Below are 21,158 nucleotides of genomic sequence, written 5' to 3' on the forward strand. Positions count from 1 at the left end.
AAGGAGCCTTTTCTTTTTCAACCTAATACTTATAAGCCTTATCTTCCAATTGAGCCTTACGAGTTGTAGTTGCTGTCGGATCAATATCCGCCTGGGCTACAGTCACATAAGGACTTCCTGTTCCACCGGAAGCGTAAGAATTATAATTGATGCTCCCACTCGGAGCATGACTCAAATCTGCAGTATCCGTTCTGAAAGGAGAAGTTAAGGAAAGTTTATTAAAACTAGTTCCTTCCGTTGAATCAGGATAATTCGCAACAAGTGAAGTCCATTCCACGAGTGAACCGTCATAGAATACAGTAGGATATCCTAATATATTCTGAGAAACAAAACCATTCACCTGTGCTTCAAAATTTGTTCTACATTGGGAAACGATCGTTGCCCCTGCTGTATAAGAAGCTCCACCGGTTCCTGTGTTCGCAAAAATACCAGCAAGAGTCGCCTTATCCTTGAATCTATATCCTGTAGCTGATGTATCCAACAAAGACGCCCAAGGAAAAGTTTTTGCTCCTTTGATTCTAGTTTCAAACAGAACATACTTCTTAGGAGTTCCACTCACACCTGCAGCAGGTGCACCCGAATCGTTCCAAGCAGTTGTGATATGATTTGCTCCTGTATTTGTAATCCCAACGGTTTGATCATACTGAGCGGTAGGCCTTGCATCCACAATGATTTGAGTTCCGGTGAGCCCACTGATAGAGGCGCTACCGTTATTCTTCACGATTTTAATGATATCCTCTAAAGTAAGAGTGATGATCGTATTATCCACCTTCAGTTGTTTTACGCTGAAATTCCCATTTGTATTCGGAGCCGTGTCCTTAGTTGCCGAAAGATAAGTAGCGTTCGTAAAATTGGTCCTGATATCTCCATCCAAGATCGCAAGATGTTTAATGTCCGCGCCCCAATATCTAAGCCAATAAATTCCCCTAGTCACATCCTGGGTTTGGCTTCCATTCGTATAAGCGGTACCGTTATTGTTTGCAGATCCTACTGCAAATACAACTAGGTCCGTATTCAAATTGATCCCGTATACTTTCAACCACTGGTCCACAGTCGTTCCGTCTGCTTGGTAACGAACTGAATTACGGATAAGCCCTGTATTTCTCTGTTGGTTAAAACGAAATCCAGCTTGGAAATCGTCCAGATGGTACACATATACTCCGTTTGCATTGTCCGATTTAATGTAGGACCTGCCACTTGTATCTCCCGAAAAATTATTCGCGAGACTACTCTGTAAGATCACAAGCTTTCCGCTGATATGAGATGGCTTTTGGTTTTGCCAATCGCTCACCCAAGATTCCAAACGAGAAGCAGTGACAAGCCCCCATTCGTTATCGCCATAAGAAGCAGCAGATTCATTTGTTAAATCCGAAGCAGAACTGACCGGGATTGAATTTCCAAAACCAGCCAAGACTGCAAGCGCAGAATTTGAATCTCCACCTCCTGAATCGCAAGAGACAAACGTCCCAGAAATAACGCTGAGAATCAGCCCAATATAAAACACCTTCATGTATATTTCTCCTAACGTGGCAAGCCACGAGTTAGCCCTTTTTGCTTAGAATGATCCTAAAAATCAGTTAAAATATACAATATAACAGAAAATAAGACGTAATAACGGAAAATATATTGATCCTGTTTCCAAAGTATTGTCACAGAAATGTCTCGGTCCGTTTCCTTTCGATGGTGAAGGAACTCCTCATGAAAAACCAAGACCTTCGCCTATTAGTGATTTCGCGTGAAATAAAAACTAGAAAAATATCGGTTCAAAGACAAAGGTATAAAGTCGCTGAAGATTTTACCGCCAGGGATGTGAAGGGCTTTAGTCACGAAGTGACGAGGCGAATGCCGAGCCCGTAGCAGCCCGGTCTTTGCGAAGCAGTCGCTCGCAAAGAGGCGGCCAAACCTAAACTTGAACCAAGGTTTGTCCCTGCATTTCCAAGATCATGTGGGAACTCCTACCGAAAGGGGATGGACAGGATTCTTCCAGGTAAAATCCTTAGAAAAAGCATTCCAAACTGAACTCACATCCAAAAAAACAAGGTTGATTCATGAAAATTCACGAGTACCAGGCCAAGGAAATCCTGAGACGCCATAACGCCAAAGTTCCTTTCGGCGTAGTAATTGATAAAAAAGAAGACGGTGCAAAAGCCCATGAAGAAGTTTCTTCCAAAACGGGAGCATCTGTTGTAGTCGTAAAAGCTCAGATCCACGCAGGTGGAAGAGGAAAAGGCGGCGGAGTTAAAGTTACCAAAACCAAAGAAGACGCATTAGCCGCTATAGATAAGATCCTAGGCATGCAACTTATCACTCCTCAAACAGGAGCGGAAGGCAAAAAAGTCCTGAAAGTTTACCTGGAGCAAGGGATCAATATCGCGAAGGAATTTTATTTAAGCATCTTATTAGATCGCGCGATCCGCAAGACAATCGTCATGGCTTCTACCGAAGGTGGAATGGAGATCGAAGAAGTTGCGGAAACCCATCCTGAAAAAATCCTGAAGATCGCTATCGATCCAGGGATCGGATTACAACCAAACCAAGCTTCTCAACTTGCTTTTGATTTGGGACTTCCTGCTGAATCTCACAAGTCTTTCAAGGCTCTTCTTACTTCCGTTTATAATGCTTATATTAAAGAAGATGCATCTTTATTAGAGATCAACCCTTTGATTCTTACTAAAGAGAATGAGATCATTGCAGGTGACTGTAAGATCGATCTTGATGAGAACGCTCTTTATCGCCATCCTGAAAACGCTTCATTTAGAGACGTTTCCGAAGAAGATCCTTTGGAAGTCCAAGCTAGCGAATACAATATCAACTACGTTAAGTTAGATGGAAACATCGGCTGTATGGTTAACGGTGCTGGTCTTGCGATGGCAACCATGGACATCGTGAAACTTGCCGGCGCCGAACCTGCAAACTTCCTAGACGTGGGTGGTGGAGCAAACGTTACCACTGTTACTAACGGATTCAAACTGATCCTGGGAGATCCGAACGTAAAAGGGATCTTCATCAATATCTTCGGAGGAATCGTTCGTTGTGACCGAGTCGCTCTGGGAATCATCGAAGCTGCTAAAGCAGTGAACATTAACGTTCCTCTTGTAGTTCGTTTGAAAGGAACCAACGCGGAAGAAGGCAAAAAAATCCTAAACGAATCCGGACTGAATATTATCGGAGAAGAGGATCTTCGCACCGCGGCTAAAAAAGTGGCAGAAGCCATTAAATAAAAAATATAAGGTTAACTTAATATAACATGGCAGTATTAGTAGATAGCAATACAAAAGTCGTAGTACAAGGGATTACCGGAAAAGAAGGTTCTTTCCACGCGACTCAAATGATAGAATACGGAACAAACGTAGTCGGAGGAGTAACTCCAGGCAAAGGCGGACAAACAGTAGAACTCGCTGGCAAAAACGTTCCAGTATTCAATAGTTTAAAAGACGCAATCGTAAAAGAAGGAGCAAATGCTTCTATCATTTTCGTTCCACCTCCATTCGCAGCTGATGCGATCTTAGAAGGAATTTTCAACGAGATCCCTCTAGTGGTTTGTATCACAGAAGGAATTCCAACACACGATATGCTTAAGGTATACAGCGCACTTCGTAATTCCAAAACTAGACTAGTTGGACCGAACTGCCCTGGTGTGATTTCTCCTAAATACAAAGTTAAAATGGGGATCATGCCTGGTTTTATTCACCAAGCAGGAAGCGTAGGAATCGTTTCTCGTTCTGGAACCCTAACTTACGAATCAGTTGCACAGCTTACCCAACATGGTTTGGGACAATCCACTGTAATTGGTATCGGTGGAGACCCAGTTCCAGGAATGAACCACACAGAAGCAGTCAGACTTCTGAACGAAGACCCTGAAACTAAAGGAATCGTAATGATCGGAGAAATCGGCGGAACTTCGGAAGAAGAAGCTGCCGCTTATATCAAAGCTCATGTTAAAAAACCTGTAGTAGGATTTATTGCAGGCCAAACTGCACCTCCTGGAAAAAGGATGGGACATGCTGGCGCGATCATCAGCGGAGGAATGGGAACAGCTTCTTCTAAAATGAAAGCTATGCAGGACGCAGGTATTTCTGTTTGCCAATCTATCGCCGAAGTCGGCGAAAAAATGAAAAAAGCATTAGGTTAATCTAATACTTTAGATCGGAGGAAAGGTTATGAAATTAGAAAATGGGAATTTTTGGACCAAAATAATAAGCGGGAAGACGATCTCCGTCTTTTTGGTTTCGAGCCTCATCCTCCTTTCAGGTTTTTCTGGAGTATTCTCCCAAGAGAATAAGTCCGGAAAAGTTCTGAAGTTAACTACAGAAGAGACAGTCAAAAGAGCTCTCGATAGCAACTTCAAACTACAAAACCTGAGATATGAATTGGCAAAAACCGATTCGAGCTACTTAAAAGCAGAATCCCAATATTCTTGGAGATTAGTGGCTGACGGAAGTTTCAGACAAACAGTTCTTCCTTTGAACCAGAACAACGTCTTCACCGGAACGAAAACTTCCGACGATACGATCAAAGGGGGGATTGAAAAAACAATCCGAGCTACCGGAACCTATTTCAAGTTAGAAGCAGGAAATAGAAGATTCGACTCGAACGCTTTCGAGGATAAGAGTAACCCGTTAACTGCAAGTTTCGCAGGACTAGCTCTTCCTCCTCTATACACTGGATTTATCACTGCTACAGTTTCCCAAGACTTATTGAAAAACTCATTCGGTTATAAGGGAAGAAACCAGGAGAAGATCCTGGACAACCAAAAAGAAATGGCAAAAAGCCAAGTTTCTCTTCAGATCTCGGAAGCGATCGTAGGATCTCTTGTGGATTTCTGGGACTATTCAGTTAAACTACAGTCCTTAAAAACATTCCGCAGATTAAAAGAGAACGTAAGCAATATTAGAAATCTTACAGTGCGCAAACAAGGTTTAGGACTTTCAGAAGGATTCGAAGTCAACCAATGGAACGCCCTACTCGCACAAGCAGATAGCCAATTAGAAACTGCTGTTGTTCAAAAAGACGAGGCAAAAAGAAAATTAGCTCGTACTTTAAAATTAGAGAACGACTCTGATCTTTCCGAAGAAACAGACCTTATGGAAGAAATTCCCGAGAAACCTGACTACAATAAAGATCTGGATATCGCTTACAAAAAGAGAGCCGATTATTTAAATGCAGTCAGAGAAAAAGAGATCGCCGAACTTTTACTAAAGAATGCAAAAAGTGATCAGTTACCTTCTCTCACACTATCCGGGTCCGCTTCTTCTCAGGCTCAGACGATCACAGGCCCTGATAAAAATTTTACGGACGCAACAGATGGTGTCCAATCCGCACGTTATAAAGACTTTAACGGAAAAGTAAGTTTCTCTTATCCATTATTCGATAAGGGAGTGGCGGCAGGAAGAAGAGATTCCGAGATCGGAGTTCGCCAAGCTACACTGAAAGAGAACGAAGTTAAGAATGAAGTAAGAGACGACCTAAGAGGAAGGATCGATTCATTAGAAGCTAGCTATAAAATTTATAAAAACTCCATCGTCACTGAAAAAGAGACCCAAAACTATTATAATGGTGTGGTCCGAAGCTTCCAACAAGGAAGAGCGGATGCAGTAGCAGTTAAAAATGCTTTGGACACTTTGGTGAGAGACCAGCTTAGCCTTACTCAAGCAAAAGTAAATTTCAATATAGATCTTATGAGATACTATATCGCTAAGAATATGCTTTTGGAAAGATTCGATCTGGATGCGGAAAAACTTCTTCCAAATTTGGAATAAAAGGTCCGATAGTTCTCATTGAAACGCGGATTTTTCCTTTCTATATTCGGAATCGTATTATTCGGGCTGATCGTTTGGCTTACCATTCGATTTTGGCCCAAACCTTCCGACACTATTTATGAATATTATAAAAAGGAAAAATGGGAGAAGGTAATCTCCCTAGTAAAAAAATCGACCGCCCCTACCCCGGAAGATCTTTTTTACGGTTCCCAATCTCTCCTCAGATTAAATGCGGAACTAATCTCTAAAGACTCAGAAGACAGAGCTAAAATTTCTGCAAGACTCCAAAAAGAAAATGGGATCGGCTCAGGCAAATCTCTCGAATCAAAGGGAGAATTTCCGGTATTCGAGGATCCTTTTATTTTACAGCTCAGACCGGGGGGCTATTGGAGACAGAAAGCAATTCTATCTAGAGCTGAGATCGCAGGAGAATGGGAAGATGATATTCAATTCTTGCGAGACTTAAAAGAGCTGATCCGAAGTAATCCTGTCACGTTAGGAATTTCTTCCTACTCTTCCGTATTGAAAAAGGTTTTAAGAAGAGAGACCAAACTTTCAGACGGAGACCAAAACAAACTTTTAGAACTATTAGGTTTTCTATCCGTACGAGAAGATTCTACATTGCTCGGTTCCAGATTTAAGAACACCGGAGACAATACGAATCTTAGAACCGGCCCTGGAACAGAGAACCCCGGTAAAGCTCGTTTAAAAAAAGGAATCTTACTTTTCGCATTAGATAAAGATCCTCGTTCTGAAACTGTGCAAGGAAGAAAAGGAAATTGGGTCCAAGTATATATTCCCGAATTACAGATCTCCGGCTGGATCTTCTCCCATTTTTTAGAGGAAGATCCTTATCCAATTTCTAAAGCAGAAGAAACATTTGCAGAATTTTCCCAATCTGAAAAAAGCCAAGCATGGGACTTTGCATTTTGGACAGAAGATAAAATCCCTCCAGGATTCCATGGAGAATATATCCCAACAGAAAAGTTAGCCTTGGATGGAGATTACGGGATCGTTTTGTATCGATCCAAAACGGGAAAATATAAAGAGATTTGCAGAATTGTAGAAGAACCTTTTAGATCCTTAGAATTTTTAACCGCAAGTTTAAGCGGTGAAGAACCTGTTCCGATTTTTAAACTATATTCGGGAAGACCAGGCGAGTGGAAGTCCGCCTATCAAATCGACCTTGACAGAGAGAGTATTTCTATCAACAGGAACAAGTATATTCTTGGAAATTCAGGCGGAAAGAAACGTTTCCAACTTGGAATTTTTTCTGCAACCGGGTCGACTTCGGCGTCTCTATTAGTAGGAGAAAAAACCGTATTACAAGGGATTTCTCCTGAAGAAGAACTAACCTCCACGGAAGGAGTTCTATTCAAACTCTGCTTACAACAAGCAGATAAAAAATCCGACTCGAATGCGGCAGCATTCCAATTTAAGTTTTTATTTTGATCATTAGATCTAGCGAGGAAAATCAGTGCCTACTTACGATTATAGATGCAAGGCTTGCGGACAAACTTTCGAACATTTTCAATCCATGAAGGACGACCCGATCACCACCTGCCTTCTCTGCGGTAAAACTGGAGAAGTAGATAGATTGATCTCCAATGTAGGAGGGATCATCTTTAAAGGATCTGGGTTCTATGTAACGGATAATAAATCTTCTTCCAAAAGTTCCGAATCTTCCGCCGGCTCTTCCGGTTCTTCATCCAACTAAGTTTGGGACGTTTAGGAATATTAGCGGGGGGAGGAAATCTTCCCCAGATAGGAATGCGGGAGGCTCTCGCAGCCGGGGAGGATCCATTTTTCCTTTCCATAGCAGAGTCCGATTTTACTCCAGGAAATTATCCGGACAGAGTGATTCCGATTCGAATCGCTAAGATCGGTGGACTATTAAAAGCATGCAAAGCTAATCAGATAGATAGACTTCTTCTATTAGGAAAAGTTAAAAAAGAAATCATCTTTAAAAGTCTGAACTTCGATCTAAAGGCACTTGCATTACTCGCCAGAATGGTGAATCGCCACGACTATTCCATCTTCAAAACCGTAGCAGAAGATTTCGAAAAACAAGGCATTCATATCATCTCCCAAAAAACCTATCTCAAATCCTTGCTACTTCCGGAAGGCCGTTATACTAAAAAGGCCTTAGACAAAAAGCAGGTAGAGGATGTGATCTTCGGAATGGAATATGCGGAGAGGATCGCTCATCTGGATATAGGCCAAGCCGTGGTAGTTGTGGACAAATCCGTATTAGCAGTCGAAGCCGTAGAAGGAACCGATCAAACTATTCGAAGAGGCGGAAGTTTCGCTAAAAAAAGAAAGGCAATTGTTTGCAAAAGTTCCAAACCCAGCCAAGATCCGAGATTCGATCTACCTACAGTCGGAATTGAAACCCTAAAAGTAATGAGTGAGCATAACTGCGATACGCTCGCCGTTCGGGAAGGAGAGACCATAATTGTAAATCCTTCCGAATTTATTAACCTTGCAGAAAAATTGAAAATCCATATCTTGAGCATCGGCCGTGGCAACGTCTCGAAAATTAACTCTACCCAAAAAAAGCTCCCTAAAGTCTAAAAAGGCTGGAGACAAGATTAGATCGGAAAATATTTCCGTATCCTCTTCTCCCGTATTTATGATGTTAGCCGGAGAACATTCCGGCGATCTACTCGGCGCAGAAGTATTAAAAGAACTTAAAAAACATGATCCGGACTTTACGTTTTTCGGGATAGGTGGTCCCAGAATGTTGGAAGAAGGTTTCGATTCCATAGAGAATATGGAAGAACTTTCTGTAATCGGTTTCACTGCGGTACTATTCAAATACAAATTTTTAAAAGCACTTATGGATCGATTGGTAGAAGAAGCGGTGGCACGTTCCTGTACACATGCTATCCTGATCGATTACCCCGGCTTCAATCTTAGACTAGCTGCCAGACTCAAAGAATTAGGAATCAAGGTAATCTTCTACGTTTCTCCTCAACTCTGGGCTTGGAATTTCGGAAGGATTTATAAGATTAAAGAAACTATAGATCTGATGTTGGTATTATTTCCATTCGAGAAGAAGATCTATGATGATTATGGAGTTCGTTCCGTATTTGTAGGACATCCAATCGCTCAAAGAATTAAGGAGAAGATCCGAAAAGAAGCTCCGATCCCTGTGGACGAAAAACAGCAAGCCCATCTACAGACAATCACTCTCATGCCTGGTTCCAGATCCGCAGAGATCCACAGAATGTTGGACACACTACTCCAATCCGCGACACTCATTCACCAAGAGGCAGAAGCAGATAAAAAGCATGTACGCTTTCTCATTCCGAATATAAACGTAAAAGAAGAAGAATTCATCCAAACTAAAATTAAGGAAACGGAAGAAGTTCATCCAGGTATCAAGATCGAATATTTATTCGATCGTTCTTTAAGATGTATTGAAGTTTCGGATATCGTTTTAGTAACTTCTGGAACTGCTACTTTAGAAGTTGTATATTTCGAAAAACCAATGGTGATCTTGTATAAGGTTAGCTTACTCAGCTATTTTATCTCAGCACTTCTTATCCGCACACCTTTTATAGGACTCGTAAACATCCTTAGCGGAAGGGAAACAGTGAAGGAACTCATACAGGCGGAATGTACTCCGGAAGAAACCGTGAGAGAAACAATGGCAATCCTAAAGAATAAAAAATACAGAAACCAGATGATGGAAGAGATCCGATCTGTAAAAGAATCTCTGGGAGAAGAACATAGTTCTAAAAATGCAAGCAGAGCGATTCTTCAGTTTTTAAAAGAAAAGCCGGTTTCTTTGTAGGAATTCCAACAAGTTACTGGATGCAAAAATGTTTTGCAAGAATCCAAGTTTTGTGATACGGAACTTTTCGTACCACCGCACCGGCCCCCACCCAAAGAGGGCGGGGAGCACCCTACTCCTTCACACAGCCTTGGCTGTTCTCTTTAATTTTAAACGCAAACGCTGAGATCGGCACCGCAGAATTTGATTCACTAGAAAGTGAATAAGTGTTTCCAGTTACGAAATATTTTACTGAATCAGAATCTATATAAGAATTCGCAGTTGCATTTACGTTTCCACCCTTCCAATAAACATTTCTTTTGGGAGGGCTGCCAGGATTCCAATAATCGAATCCCATTTCAAACTTAGGCGGGACTGGTACGGGAAATTCGCCCTTTCCTTTCCAGATCGTATTCGAAAGTTTCACCTTATCTATTGTGATGTAGATTCTATCGTGAATGTCTAAAAAATTATTTCCATTAAATCTGATATTTCCATCTGAATCCAAACTTTCCGGGATCAAATCCCCACCACAGAAAGAAAAGCTAGGAACTCCCCAGGGCAAATTGATCGTCTCGAAATCAATACCGAAGTAAGGATTGTCAGTTCCGTAAGTGAAATAAGAATTTAGTTTTGCAGTTCCTGGACCGGCGATACTTGCATCCAGTCTAGATTGAGAAGGTGCAAATTTCAAACCTAGATCCAGTTTTCCCATACTAGAAAGCCCGAAGTCCCATTTCACTTCCTTGGCCGTAAGCTTGAGGCTACCAGTAGGATTTTCTAAGAAATACTTATAGATAGGAGTCCTGGTAAAATTAATTTCAGGAATCAGTTTTTCCATTCTGGTATGGATATCTTCTCGGACCCATTGGCGAACGGATCTATATAGAGGAAAAAAGTTAGAAAGAATAATGGAATCAGTTTCTAATTCCAGATTATATTCTCCCTGCAAAGGAAAGTAGGAACTCCCATCCCCTTTAACTCCCTTTTTATAACCGGTTTTCCCTTTAAGACTTGCAGACCAAGGAAGACCAAATTGTTTTCCTTTCAACTTGGCTTCTAAAACCCCTGCAAGATTCCAACCTAGTTCAGCATCTTTGATTTCCAGATCCAAATAAGGATCCTTCCATTTAAAGTCTTGGAGGGAGAATTTTGCCTCTGACTTCATCCAGTCTCCGTAACTTCCGGTCTCATTCCCTTTCCAATGTAGATCCAAACTTCCACCCAAAGTTTCCAGATCAGAAGAAACAGGCAGAAAATTTCGGATATCATCCAGGTCCTGGACAGTCAGACTCAAATCCCAGGATTTAAGTCCTTTTTCGTTTTTGGATTTTAGAAGAGTGAGTTTGTCTTCTCCCCTGAATACCTTATGTTCTTCGGTAAAAACATCACCTTTTTGAGAGCGGGTCCACTCATGTTCCAGATCTATTTCTTTCCATTCCCAAACTTCGCTCTGTAAAGGAAGTTCCTGTAAAACGATTCCTTTTACATTAGAAAATTCTGTTTTACCTTCGACCTTCAAATTAGTTCCGTCTGATTCTAAAACAGCACGGCCGGAAATTTTTCCTTTTTTAGGATAAAATTGGGAGAATTCAGAATACAAACCTCCGGAAGATTCTGCTTTTGCATTCTTGAACAAAATCTCCAGATTCATGTTCTTGCTTCCGATATCCGTGCTAAATTTACCGTTTACATATCTAAAACCCGGAATTGGAAATAAAGAATCCGAAATTTGAACGTTAATTTTAGTATCCTCTTTCCGGATATTAAAATCGATCCCCTTCACATTCTCCAAAAGAACCTTGCCGCCCTTATAAACTGTAACCGTGGTATCTTCTAGTCTAATTTCGGGAATATTAATCTTATGTATGTAAGATAGAATTTCTCCTGAGATCCGATCTTCCAGATCGATACTAAGTTGCGCATTACGCACTCGGATCGCTTTTACAGAAGGTTGTCCCTTCCAAAGACCTCTTAATAATAATTCAATTTTGTTTGCTTTGAAGATCATCCTCTGAGAAGCGAAGTCCTCATCGCTGGAAATTTTTAGATCTTCTATGAATACATGGTTCGGAAATTCGTATTCAACGACTCCCAGGGTGACTGCCCTGTCTAATTCTTCGTTGATGAATCCGCGTGTGAGTTCCTTCACCCCTCTTAAATCTAAAACTCTTCGAACGAAGTACCATTCTGCAGTTTCTTTTGCAGCTGCTAAAAGAAGGAAGACTACAATTAGAGCGACGGAAATTTTTCGAAAAGAAGGTTTTTCAGTGATGGATTGTATCTTTAGAAAGGAAGAAGATACAAATCGATACAGTTTAGGTGGGACAGCGATCTGAAATGTCACGCTGTCCTTTTTAAAAAATGGATTTTTAGGGAGAGAAAAAGAGAAGTGAATTACCGTTGGAGAACCTGGTTGATTTTCTCCGAGGTTTCCTTCAGTACTAGGCTTTCCGGAAATTTCTGTAATCCCTCTTCCAGAACCAACTGACATCTTTTGTATTCCTTAATTCTGTAGAAGCTGACTACTACGGTTTCATAGTAGAATAGATCTTTTTCAAAGTTTTTCTCTCTAGAAGCTCTACCTAAGATCCCAAGAGCCTGGCCATATTTCTCATCTTCGAAATACGCTTTTGCCCACATTTTTTTGCGGGTAACAGACTCAAAATCGCGATCCACATTGTCCGACTTACGGAAATGAACGATAGCATTATCATAGTCATTGATCCCAAGGTAAGCAGAACCTAAATAATGGTCCAAATGTTGAAGATTGCGACCTTCTTTGGAGTTTTGCAATTCTCTCAAAACGAGAGAAGCTTCTTTGAAAGATTCGATTTTTAGATAAAGTTTGGATTTTTGGAGGAGTAGCTCGGAACGTCTTTTGTCTTCAGGGTGCAGATCGCTTAATTGCTGGTCTATTCCCTTGATTTCCGCTCGGACCTGAGTCTCTAAATTGGCGGAAACCGCCCCTTCTTTTTGTGTACTTGCACAGTAGAGGAGGAATTGAGCTCCGATAAACAATATTGTCAGATATTTACTCATTTTCTCATCCGATTTTCAATTTTTCGAGTTCTTGCAGGAAATCACTAGTCTCCTGCTGCCTGGTTTCCTCGTTAGAAAGCCAGTCTAAGGTCTCCGGATCTATCTCCTTAAGGAAGCGAGAAGGCTCGGAGGCCAATTGCTCCCCAAATTTGCGGCGATTAGCGGCCCCTGTCAAGCATAAATGCCTCTTCGCTCGAGTCATCGCTACATACATCAAACGACGTTCTTCATCCACAGACTGATCTTCTACTGTGGCCCTTCCGGAAGGCAGGATCCCCTCTTCAAGTCCTACGACATAAACAGACTCGAATTCCAAACCTTTGGATTGGTGAATGGTGAGTAACTGTACTCGGTTATCTTCTTTTTCGTCATTCGGCTCATCTTCCATAAGCATCGCCAAACGGTTGATAAAGTCGAATAGAGTGGGTTTCTCTCCCGAATCATTATTCTCTTCGAAGAATGCCAACATATTCACAAGCTCTGACATATTGTAAATACGGGCCTTTGCTACCTTCTCCTCTTTTTCTTCCAGAACGATCTCTTTTTCCAGACCTAAATCTGCAATTAACTCACGTAAGGCGAAGAAGAGCCTAGGCGATGAAGAGAACTTCTTTTTAGCCTTTTCGATCAGATTTACAAAATTATAGATCTCAGAAGAAATTTTACGGTTTAAGTCCGGGATAAAATCGGGAGATTCGCATACTCTGAATAATGTCTCATAAAGAGATTCCTTATTCTGAGCTGCTTTTTCATGCACAAGAGAAATGGATCCGGAACCAATTCCTCTTTTTGGATAATTAATAATCCTTAATAAAGATGCGTCGTCTTTCTGGTTTGCAATCAGACGAATATAAGAGATCAGATCTCGAACTTCTTTACGATCGAAAAAATTATAACCTCCCACAACCTTGTAAGGCATTTCCCTGGCCCTGAATGCTTCTTCAAAAGGTCTGGATTGAAAATTGGTGCGGAATAAGATTGCGATCTGGCTTCCCTTTCTCGCCTCTTTGATGATTTCTTCTCTGATCTTTTCGGCTACCCATTCCGCTTCATCTTTTTCGTCCCCTCTTTCTACATACTTCACTTTGAGTGCACCAGGCACTTTAGAGAAAAGTTCCTTGGATCTTCTGGAAAGATTGTGACGGATAAGAGAGTTCGCAGCGGAGACAATTATATCAGTGGATCTATAATTTTCCAAAAGGCGGATAACGCTCGCACCCTTAAAATCATTTTCGAATCCAAGGATCAAACTCACATCCGAACCCCTGAATGCGTAGATGGACTGATCGTCATCACCTACCACGCATAAATTGTCTGATTCTCCCATGAGAGCTCTTAAAAATTCATATTGGATCGGGTTTGTATCTTGGAACTCATCCACCATGAAGTATTGGAACTTTTTATGGTATTCATCTCTTACTTCTTCAAATTGCCTTAAAAGTTTAGATGGCAGAAGGATAAGATCGTCAAAATCGATCGAATTTTGTTCTTTTAAAGTATCTTGGTATTGATGGAAAAGAGAAGCAGCCAGAAGATCCCCTTCATTCATAGAGGTTCTCATATCAGCTAAATAATCTTCTCCTGAGTTTTTGATCCTGGATATTTTAGAAAGAACTTCCATGATTTGAGGACGTTTAGGTTCCAACTTTTGAGCCACAAGCATTCCGGTGACTAAACCCTCTTGGTCCGCTTGGTTCAGAAGAAGAAAAGGATGTTTATATCCCAACTTCTCAATATGTTTTTTTAATATTCCAAGTCCAAGAGAATGGAATGTAGAAAGTGTGATCCCTTTTAATAAATTCCGAGGGATCAGTTTGCGAACTCTTTCTCCCATTTCCTTTGCACTCTTGTTGGTGAAGGACAATGCAACGATCTTTCCGGCAGGAATATGATGGTCCTGGATCATATGAGCGATCCGATTTGAGATCACTCTAGTTTTTCCGGAACCGGCACCTGCGAAAATCAATAGAGGACCATGGATAGTTTGAACAGCGCGAGCCTGTTCCGGGGACAAACTTAGAAAAATAGCAGCAGAGTCCCGAGGCTCTTTCGGCCTTTCTTCTCTTTTTCTTTTGGGAGCAGAAGGTTTTTCTTCGGACGATGAAGTTTCAGAAGTTGTGGTAACTTCTGTGTCTTCGGATTGGGCTTCGGTAGAAACAGCGACTTCAATATGGTCTGGAGTTCCTTCCATTGACTCTGGTTCAAGTTCTTCCGATCTTTCGGATACGTTGACTGGAGTAGAAACGAATTCTAGAGGTTCTTGTTCCAAGAAATCGTCTTCTTCGTAAAAAGAAGAGCCATAGGATTCCTCTTGGTTCTCTTCTTGCGGAGAAGGAGCGGGAGTTCCTTCCACCTGTGGACCTTCTTCTTGCGCCGAAATACTTTCTGAAAAGCTGAGTAATGGCAGATCTTGTGCGGGTTCCGGTGACTTTTGTTCCGGAATTTCCAGATGCGAAAACAGGTCCAGACTTTGATTTGTTTCTTCTTTCATCCGATTTCTATGAGGACAATAAACGGACCGGGATCCGAAAAATCTGGATTTTTCGGCCCTAGTCGTAAGCGACATAATCCTGATTTTTCTCTTCTTGTCAACCGAGTACAGGCAAAGGTTTGCGAATCTGAAAGGATTTCAAAAAACTGGAAGAAACGGCAGATATGCAAGAATTCCGCCCAGAAAATTACCATCCTGATTCTGATCTCTGGGAAGAAGGAGAAAAAAAATCAGCATTCAAAACTCCAATTTTTGAGTTAGTCTCCGTTCCGAAAGTTTCTCCCGACAAAACAATCTCTGGCAATTTTTTCAAAGTAGAATCTAAGGATTGGGTAAATGTGATCGCACTCACTCAAGACGAAAATGTGATCTTGATCGATCAATATAGACATGGAATGCATTCTTATTGCCTCGAAATCCCGGGAGGGATCGCCGAAAAAAATTCCATCCTCGAATCCGCTCAGGCGGAACTGAGGGAAGAGACTGGTTTTGTCTCGGACGATTGGGAATATTTAGGAAAAGTTTCCGCAAATCCTGCCTTTATGAATAATTGGTGTCATACCTATATCGCCAGAAATGTCTATCCCCATCCGGGAGGACAGGATCTGGACGAAAGCGAACAAATAGAAGTGTATCAATATCCTCTAAACAAAATCCCCGAAATTTTAGAGAAAAATATCCTGCATCACGCGATGGTCGTGGCTGCATTCGGATTATTCTTTTTAAAATACGGAGAAAAGAAGAAGTAGAACTATCTCATGACAAAATCCGCAACCGCGAGCCCATTCATCTCTTTACAGGTTCCTGAATTCAGGAATTTTTTGGCCGGAAAATTTTTGGTCACACTTTCTTTCGTTATGCAATCCACTGTGGTATTCTGGCAGATAGATCATATCACTCATGACGCATTTTTTGTGGGCTTGATCGGATTTGCAGAGCTCGTGCCTAACGTAGCAGTTTCACTTTTTTCCGGTCTGGTCGTAGACAGTATTCCTAGAAAGAAGATCATCTATCTTTCTTTGACCGGTCTGACTTTTAGCTCCTTCTTACTTTTATTATTCACTCTCCCGGGTTTCGAATGGATCATCGAAAATTATTGGGTTTATCCAATCTATTCCGTGATTTTTTTCTCAGGGATTTGTAGAGGGTTTTTATCTCCAAGCATCGCAGCCTTTCAAACTCAGCTCGTCTCTAAGGAAATTTTTCCGAATGCAGCTACTTGGAGCGGTGTTGCTTGGCAGGGCTCCGCGGTTTTAGGCCCTATGCTCGGTGGACTTCTTACAGGATTTAACGGAGTCCAAACCGCTTTTCTTGCGGACTTCTGCATTATGGTATTCTCCTTATTTCTTTTATTATTAGTCCCTTCTAAACCCGTCCCTGAAAAACAAGGAGAGAAGGAATCCATCTGGAAAAGTTTAGGAACCGGTTGGAAGTTCGTATTCGGCCACCAATTGATCCTAGGAGCGATCAGTTTGGACCTATTTGCGGTACTATTCGGCGGAGCAGTGGCTTTAGTTCCTACATTCTCCAGGGAAGTTTTAGGAATGGGTCCGGAATATTATGGAATCTTAAGATCTGCTCCTGCAATTGGTGCGGTGCTTTGCGCGTTATTTATTGCAGTAAGGCCTCCTAAAACAAATTCAGGGATCATATTACTCAGTAGTGTATTCGGCTTCGGGATTTGTATGATCGTATTCGCTCTTTCCAAAAACTTCTACTTATCTTGCGCAGCTTTAATCGTAAGCGGTTCCTTTGATATGGTAAGCGTTGTGATCCGTCACACAATCGTTCAGATGTATACCCCGGAACACATGAGAGGAAGAGTCTCGGCTGTGAATAATATTTTTATAGGTTCTTCCAACGAATTAGGCGCCTTTGAGTCCGGAGCAGCTGCGAGAGCTTTCGGACTGGTTCCTTCCGTTGTTTTAGGAGGAACGCTTACTCTTCTAACCGTAGGGATCGTTACCGCGATCGCACCTCGTCTTCGTAAAATGGATCTAAAAGATATAACGGTTTAAATATGGATAATATTCTTACCCAACAAGAAGCGATGCTCCGCTCCGGACAGATCTCCGAAGTGGATTATACATTAAAATTAAAACTGGAAAAAGGATCCCAAGAATACGAGGGAGAAACCACAGTCCGATTCGTTTATACGGGAGGCAAAAAAGGAAAACTCAAAGTGGATTTTATATCCAAGAAGATTGAGATCCTTTGGCTAAACGGCAAAGAAGAAACAAATTACGAAAAGAAAGAATCCGCACTGTTTCTACCCGGAGAAATATTAGCAGAAGGAAAAAACGAACTTAAAATCAAATACAAAAATGCATTCGATCATAGTGGTTCGGGTTTTCACAAATTTACGGACCCTTCGGACAAAGCGGAATATATGCATACAGACTTCGAGCCGTTCGAAGCACATAGACTATTTCCTTCTTTCGACCAGCCGGATTTGAAAGCAACTTACGAGCTGGAAATCACGGGACCTTCCGAGTGGACTTATATCCATAACACGGTTCCGAAATTCGAAGAAACCAAAGAAAATTATAAAAACATAAAATTCAATAAGACCAAAAAATTCTCCACTTATCTATTCTCTCTGATCGTCGGACCTTACGCCGTATGGGAAGATAAGGCGGGAGAAATCCCTCTGAGAATATTCTGCAGAAAGTCTCTTTCCAAATATATGGACGTGGAGAATTTATTTGCGATCACCAAGGAAGCATTCGGTTTCCTCCAGGAATATTTTGGAGTTCCCTATCCTTACGGAAAATACGACCAGATATTCGTTCCAGAATTCAATATGGGAGCCATGGAGAATGTGGGGGCCGTAACATTCTCAGAAAGTTATATTTTCCGTGGACCTAGAATCTATTCGGAATACTTAAACAGGGCAAACACAGTGTATCATGAAATGGTACATATGTGGTTTGGAAACCTGGTCACAATGAAATGGTGGAACGATCTCTGGTTGAACGAAAGTTTTGCAGATTACCTTTCCTATTATTCCATGTCCAAGGGAAAAATTTTCCCAGATGCATTAGAACATTTTTATGTAAGAGAAGAATGGGCCTATAGAGAAGACCAACTTTCCACTACTCACCCGATTGCAGGAAAAGCGGAGAATACGTTAGAAGCCATCAGCAATTTTGACGGAATATCCTATTCTAAGGGTGCATCCGTTCTTCGCCAATTGATGTATTATGTGGGAGAAGAAAAATTCAGAGACGCGATGAGGCTTTATTTCAAAAGACACGCGGAGAAAAACACAGTACTAAACGATTTTCTTTCCTGCATGTCGGAAACAAGCGGAATCGATATCAGAGGCTGGAGCAAAGAATGGCTCGAAACAACCGGAGTTAACACTCTCAGTCCAGTCCACCAAAACGGTAGATTATTTTTACACCAAGGACCTTCTGCGACCAATGGGCTTCTACGCACGCATGCACTCCAAGCCTCATTATTCAGAGAGAAAAACGGAATATTAGAAGAAGTCTGGAAAAAAAGAGTACTCGTAAAAGGAAAAGAAACCTTATTAGAAGAAAATTATTCCGGTGAAGCGGACCTTCTACTTTTAAACACAGAAGACTTTGCGTATGCCAAAACTTACCTAAGCAAAGAATCACTTCCCATCTTAAAAAGAAGCCTACATACTTTAAAGGATCGTTTTTCCAGAAGAGTTGTATGGGGAAGTTTATGGCAAATGGTAAGAGATGCTGAACTTGCACCTAAGGAGTTCCTGGAGTTAGCTTTGGACCAAGGCTTAAAAGAACCTGATCTTTCCGTTCGAAACAGCCATATACTCACCAAAGCTCTGACAGTAATTGATAATTATATTCCGGAAGCAGAGAAGAGAAACTGGTCAGACAAACTGAACAATATCGCTAAGGAAAAATCTCTCTTAGCACAAAACCCGGAACAAGAACAAATCCTATGGTTTAGAATATTAGAAAATACTTCTAAATCGCCCGAGCAACTTTCTTATCTGAAAGAATTATTGGACCAGAAAAAAAGTATTCCAGGCATCGCAATGGACCAAGAAAGACGTTGGGTCATTTTATCCAGACTCAGTGCTCACGGAGATACGGAATCTTCTAAACGAATTGAAGAAGAAGTCACTAAAGATAATACGGACCTGGGGGCAAAGAAGGCGTTCTTAGCCAGAGTCTCCTTCCCGGATCCTAAAACTAAAAAAGAATCTTGGGAAAGATTTTTGAAACCAAAAGAAGGAGATTCTACGGACTTCTTAAGATACGGAATGAGGGGATTCCAATGGAATCACCAAAAGGATTTATTAATTTCTTATACGGATTCTTATTTTAACTCAGTAATTTCAGTGTATGAAACAAGAGATCCTCATTTCGCTTCTGCGTTCGGACATCTGATGTTTCCTTCTTTCGAACCGGATCCAAATCTTTTGAAAAGGACCCAAGAGTTTTTGGACCAAAATAAAAAACTTCCGGAATTATTGAAGAAGGACCTCCAACAGCAAAGAGACGATATGCAGAGAACTCTCAAGGTTTTGGAGAAATATAAGAACCTATCCGGCTCTTGAAGCCCGGGACTAAACACTTACAGGTAACCTAATTTTTGGAACGGACTATAAAAACTAAAAAGTCACCCATTCAGTTCACCTAAAAAAAAGAAGAGTTAGAGGGCAGCCTCTAACTCTTTACCAAAAAGATCTATATTTTAGACAGGATTATGCAGTAGCAGGTTCCCTTTTTCCGGAAGGACTTTGAGGAGTTTCTCCATGTTGTTTCTTCCAATCATCTAATTTTTTATCCATTACCTTAAACCAAAGAGGTGGAAATAAAGCCAGAAGGATCATCAATTCATATCCATAAGGAAGTTGAGGACTTTCTTCGAAATGTCTTAAAGATTGGTATCTTCTACCAGCGTTCGCATGATGATCTGAATGTCTTTGCAATTGGAACAAGAACGCGTTAGACAGGCTGAAGTTTTGATTCCAAGAATGGATCGGTTGAACCTTCTCGAATTTTCCCGGAGATAATTCCTTACGAGCCAAACCATAATGTTCGATATAATTTACCAACTCTAATAAAGAAAATGCGATCCAACTTTGGACAAAGAAGAATACAGGCACCTGCCAATTTAAATTTCCTGTAATCGTGCAAAAAATTCCAGTCACGGTAGAGATAAACAAAATCGGAATAATCATGGAAGTAATCATCTCATTGTCCAAAGTCCAAGCCGTCTTACCAAGTTTACCTAATCTTTTTTTCTCTAAATTCCAAGCGCTTGTCAAACTTCCAAAAACGGTTCTCGGGTAAAAAGAGAAGAAGGACTCACCCTTTCTACTGGAAGCAGGATCTTCATGAGTGGAAACATTCACATGATGGCCTCGGTTATGTTCTATGAAAAAATGCATATAACATACGGTCATAAGAATAAACTTAGAATACCATTGTTCTATCTTTGTATTTTTATGCCCTAGTTCATGTGCAACTGTGATCCCTATCCCGCCGGTATTCACACCGATCGCTAAAACAAAAGCACCCCATTCCAATGTGGAAAGAGACTGAGTTTGGACCTCCCACAGAGCCCAAATCACTAATACAAATTGGATCCAGGCCCAACCATAGGTCAGGAATCTAAAATAGAATTCCTTCTGTAGTTCAGGGACTTCTTCTTCCTTAGGATTACTTGCATCCGGACCGATCCAAAGATCCATAATCGGAAGAATTCCGAAAACCACCGCCAAAGTTAAAAAATTAAAACTTCCTCCCAAATAGTAACCAGCCACGGCCAAACCCGGGATTAGGTATGCGATCAAGAAGGATAATCTTTTCCCAACACTCATCTCTCTCTCTCCTATCCCGGATTTCCCGGGAAAATCAATCGAATTAATTTATTTCGAACGTTTGGTATTGTAACACAAACCGAATCTTGGGCAAGAAAAAAATCTCCAAACGGACATTTTTTCTAACAATTGTTTTAAAATGGCTAAGATTGACAAATTGAGAAAGATCCGGGCGGCTCCTTGCTAACGCTCGGACCGGGCTACTACGGGCTTCGCTATCGCTTCGGTCCGTCCGCAGCGAACCGTATCGCCGGCGACCAAAGG

General features: G+C 41.3%; 15 protein-coding genes. 10 read left to right on the forward strand and 5 right to left on the reverse strand.

Annotated elements, in window-relative coordinates:
- Positions 1 to 22: 22 nt before the first annotated feature.
- Positions 23 to 1,510, reverse strand: coding sequence for a sulfurtransferase (locus CH365_RS12585; RefSeq protein WP_100768908.1), 1,488 nt, complete (start codon positions 1,508 to 1,510; stop codon positions 23 to 25).
- Positions 1,511 to 2,048: 538 nt separating this feature from the next.
- Between CH365_RS12585 and sucC the strand changes: the two genes are divergently transcribed.
- From sucC to lpxB, 7 genes are read left to right on the forward strand one after another with little or no spacing between them, the layout of a single operon-like run.
- Complete coding sequence (gene sucC / locus CH365_RS12595) at positions 2,049 to 3,221, forward strand: ADP-forming succinate--CoA ligase subunit beta (RefSeq protein WP_100768910.1); 1,173 nt, start codon at positions 2,049 to 2,051, stop codon at positions 3,219 to 3,221.
- 26 nt (positions 3,222 to 3,247) lie between these two features.
- Positions 3,248 to 4,132 carry a succinate--CoA ligase subunit alpha gene (sucD, locus tag CH365_RS12600; RefSeq protein WP_100768911.1) on the forward strand — a complete coding sequence of 295 codons (885 nt, stop codon included), beginning with the start codon at positions 3,248 to 3,250 and terminating at the stop codon, positions 4,130 to 4,132.
- Between the two features lie 28 nt (positions 4,133 to 4,160).
- Entirely contained in the window at positions 4,161 to 5,759 is a 1,599-nt protein-coding gene (locus CH365_RS12605) for a TolC family protein (RefSeq protein ID WP_100768912.1), read from the forward strand.
- Positions 5,760 to 5,777: 18 nt separating this feature from the next.
- Entirely contained in the window at positions 5,778 to 7,211 is a 1,434-nt protein-coding gene (locus tag CH365_RS12610; protein ID WP_100768913.1) for an SH3 domain-containing protein, read from the forward strand.
- Between the two features lie 25 nt (positions 7,212 to 7,236).
- Complete coding sequence (locus tag CH365_RS12615) at positions 7,237 to 7,476, forward strand: FmdB family zinc ribbon protein (RefSeq protein WP_100768914.1); 240 nt, start codon at positions 7,237 to 7,239, stop codon at positions 7,474 to 7,476.
- A 2-nt stretch (positions 7,477 to 7,478) separates the two neighbouring features.
- Positions 7,479 to 8,333, forward strand: coding sequence for an LpxI family protein (locus CH365_RS12620; RefSeq protein WP_100768915.1), 855 nt, complete (start codon positions 7,479 to 7,481; stop codon positions 8,331 to 8,333).
- Positions 8,281 to 9,558 (forward strand): lipid-A-disaccharide synthase, encoded by a 1,278-nt coding sequence (gene lpxB / locus CH365_RS12625; protein ID WP_100768916.1) that lies wholly within the window; start codon positions 8,281 to 8,283, stop codon positions 9,556 to 9,558. Before CH365_RS12620 ends, lpxB begins: the two co-directional genes overlap by 53 nt.
- Before the next feature lie 112 nt (positions 9,559 to 9,670).
- Here the strand turns inward: lpxB and CH365_RS12630 are convergent, their stop codons facing one another.
- Genes CH365_RS12630 through CH365_RS12640 form a run of 3 tightly spaced genes read right to left on the reverse strand, consistent with a single transcriptional unit; the run spans position 9,671 to position 14,605 of the window.
- Positions 9,671 to 12,031 (reverse strand): LIC_12586 family protein, encoded by a 2,361-nt coding sequence (locus CH365_RS12630; protein WP_208861207.1) that lies wholly within the window; start codon positions 12,029 to 12,031, stop codon positions 9,671 to 9,673.
- Complete coding sequence (locus CH365_RS12635) at positions 11,935 to 12,579, reverse strand: tetratricopeptide repeat protein (protein ID WP_100768917.1); 645 nt, start codon at positions 12,577 to 12,579, stop codon at positions 11,935 to 11,937. Before CH365_RS12635 ends, CH365_RS12630 begins: the two co-directional genes overlap by 97 nt.
- A 4-nt stretch (positions 12,580 to 12,583) precedes the next feature.
- Entirely contained in the window at positions 12,584 to 14,605 is a 2,022-nt protein-coding gene (locus CH365_RS12640; RefSeq protein ID WP_165782607.1) for an ATP-dependent helicase, read from the reverse strand.
- 629 nt (positions 14,606 to 15,234) lie between these two features.
- On the opposite strand from CH365_RS12640, the gene CH365_RS12645 reads away from it, so the two are divergent.
- From CH365_RS12645 to pepN, 3 genes are read left to right on the forward strand one after another with little or no spacing between them, the layout of a single operon-like run.
- The gene (locus CH365_RS12645) at positions 15,235 to 15,819 is read left to right on the forward strand and encodes an NUDIX hydrolase (RefSeq protein WP_100768919.1); all 585 of its coding nucleotides are present in this window, start codon (positions 15,235 to 15,237) and stop codon (positions 15,817 to 15,819) included.
- A 9-nt stretch (positions 15,820 to 15,828) separates the two neighbouring features.
- Complete coding sequence (locus tag CH365_RS12650) at positions 15,829 to 17,088, forward strand: MFS transporter (RefSeq protein WP_100768920.1); 1,260 nt, start codon at positions 15,829 to 15,831, stop codon at positions 17,086 to 17,088.
- 2 nt (positions 17,089 to 17,090) lie between these two features.
- Positions 17,091 to 19,625, forward strand: a complete 2,535-nt coding sequence (pepN, locus tag CH365_RS12655; protein WP_100768921.1) for an aminopeptidase N — start codon at positions 17,091 to 17,093, stop codon at positions 19,623 to 19,625.
- A 147-nt stretch (positions 19,626 to 19,772) separates the two neighbouring features.
- On the opposite strand, the gene CH365_RS12660 is transcribed toward pepN, so the two are convergent.
- Positions 19,773 to 20,894: an alkane 1-monooxygenase gene (locus CH365_RS12660; protein WP_100768922.1), complete on the reverse strand. Its 1,122-nt coding sequence runs from the start codon at positions 20,892 to 20,894 to the stop codon at positions 19,773 to 19,775.
- Between the last annotated feature and the right edge of the window lie 264 nt (positions 20,895 to 21,158).

This window comes from Leptospira neocaledonica, from assembly GCF_002812205.1.
Lineage (GTDB): Bacteria > Spirochaetota > Leptospiria > Leptospirales > Leptospiraceae > Leptospira_B > Leptospira_B neocaledonica.

What these genes read in the sequence shown, in the direction of transcription:
- CH365_RS12585 (WP_100768908.1), bottom strand. Translation starts at nt 1,510, where the DNA reads ATGAAGGTGTTTTATATTGGGCTGATTCTCAGCGTTATTTCTGGGACG.
- sucD (WP_100768911.1), top strand. Translation starts at nt 3,248, where the DNA reads ATGGCAGTATTAGTAGATAGCAATACAAAAGTCGTAGTACAAGGGATT.
- CH365_RS12645 (WP_100768919.1), top strand. Translation starts at nt 15,235, where the DNA reads ATGCAAGAATTCCGCCCAGAAAATTACCATCCTGATTCTGATCTCTGG.
- CH365_RS12630 (WP_208861207.1), bottom strand. Translation starts at nt 12,031, where the DNA reads ATGTCAGTTGGTTCTGGAAGAGGGATTACAGAAATTTCCGGAAAGCCT.
- CH365_RS12660 (WP_100768922.1), bottom strand. Translation starts at nt 20,894, where the DNA reads ATGAGTGTTGGGAAAAGATTATCCTTCTTGATCGCATACCTAATCCCG.
- CH365_RS12635 (WP_100768917.1), bottom strand. Translation starts at nt 12,579, where the DNA reads ATGAGTAAATATCTGACAATATTGTTTATCGGAGCTCAATTCCTCCTC.
- pepN (WP_100768921.1), top strand. Translation starts at nt 17,091, where the DNA reads ATGGATAATATTCTTACCCAACAAGAAGCGATGCTCCGCTCCGGACAG.
- CH365_RS12605 (WP_100768912.1), top strand. Translation starts at nt 4,161, where the DNA reads ATGAAATTAGAAAATGGGAATTTTTGGACCAAAATAATAAGCGGGAAG.
- sucC (WP_100768910.1), top strand. Translation starts at nt 2,049, where the DNA reads ATGAAAATTCACGAGTACCAGGCCAAGGAAATCCTGAGACGCCATAAC.
- CH365_RS12650 (WP_100768920.1), top strand. Translation starts at nt 15,829, where the DNA reads ATGACAAAATCCGCAACCGCGAGCCCATTCATCTCTTTACAGGTTCCT.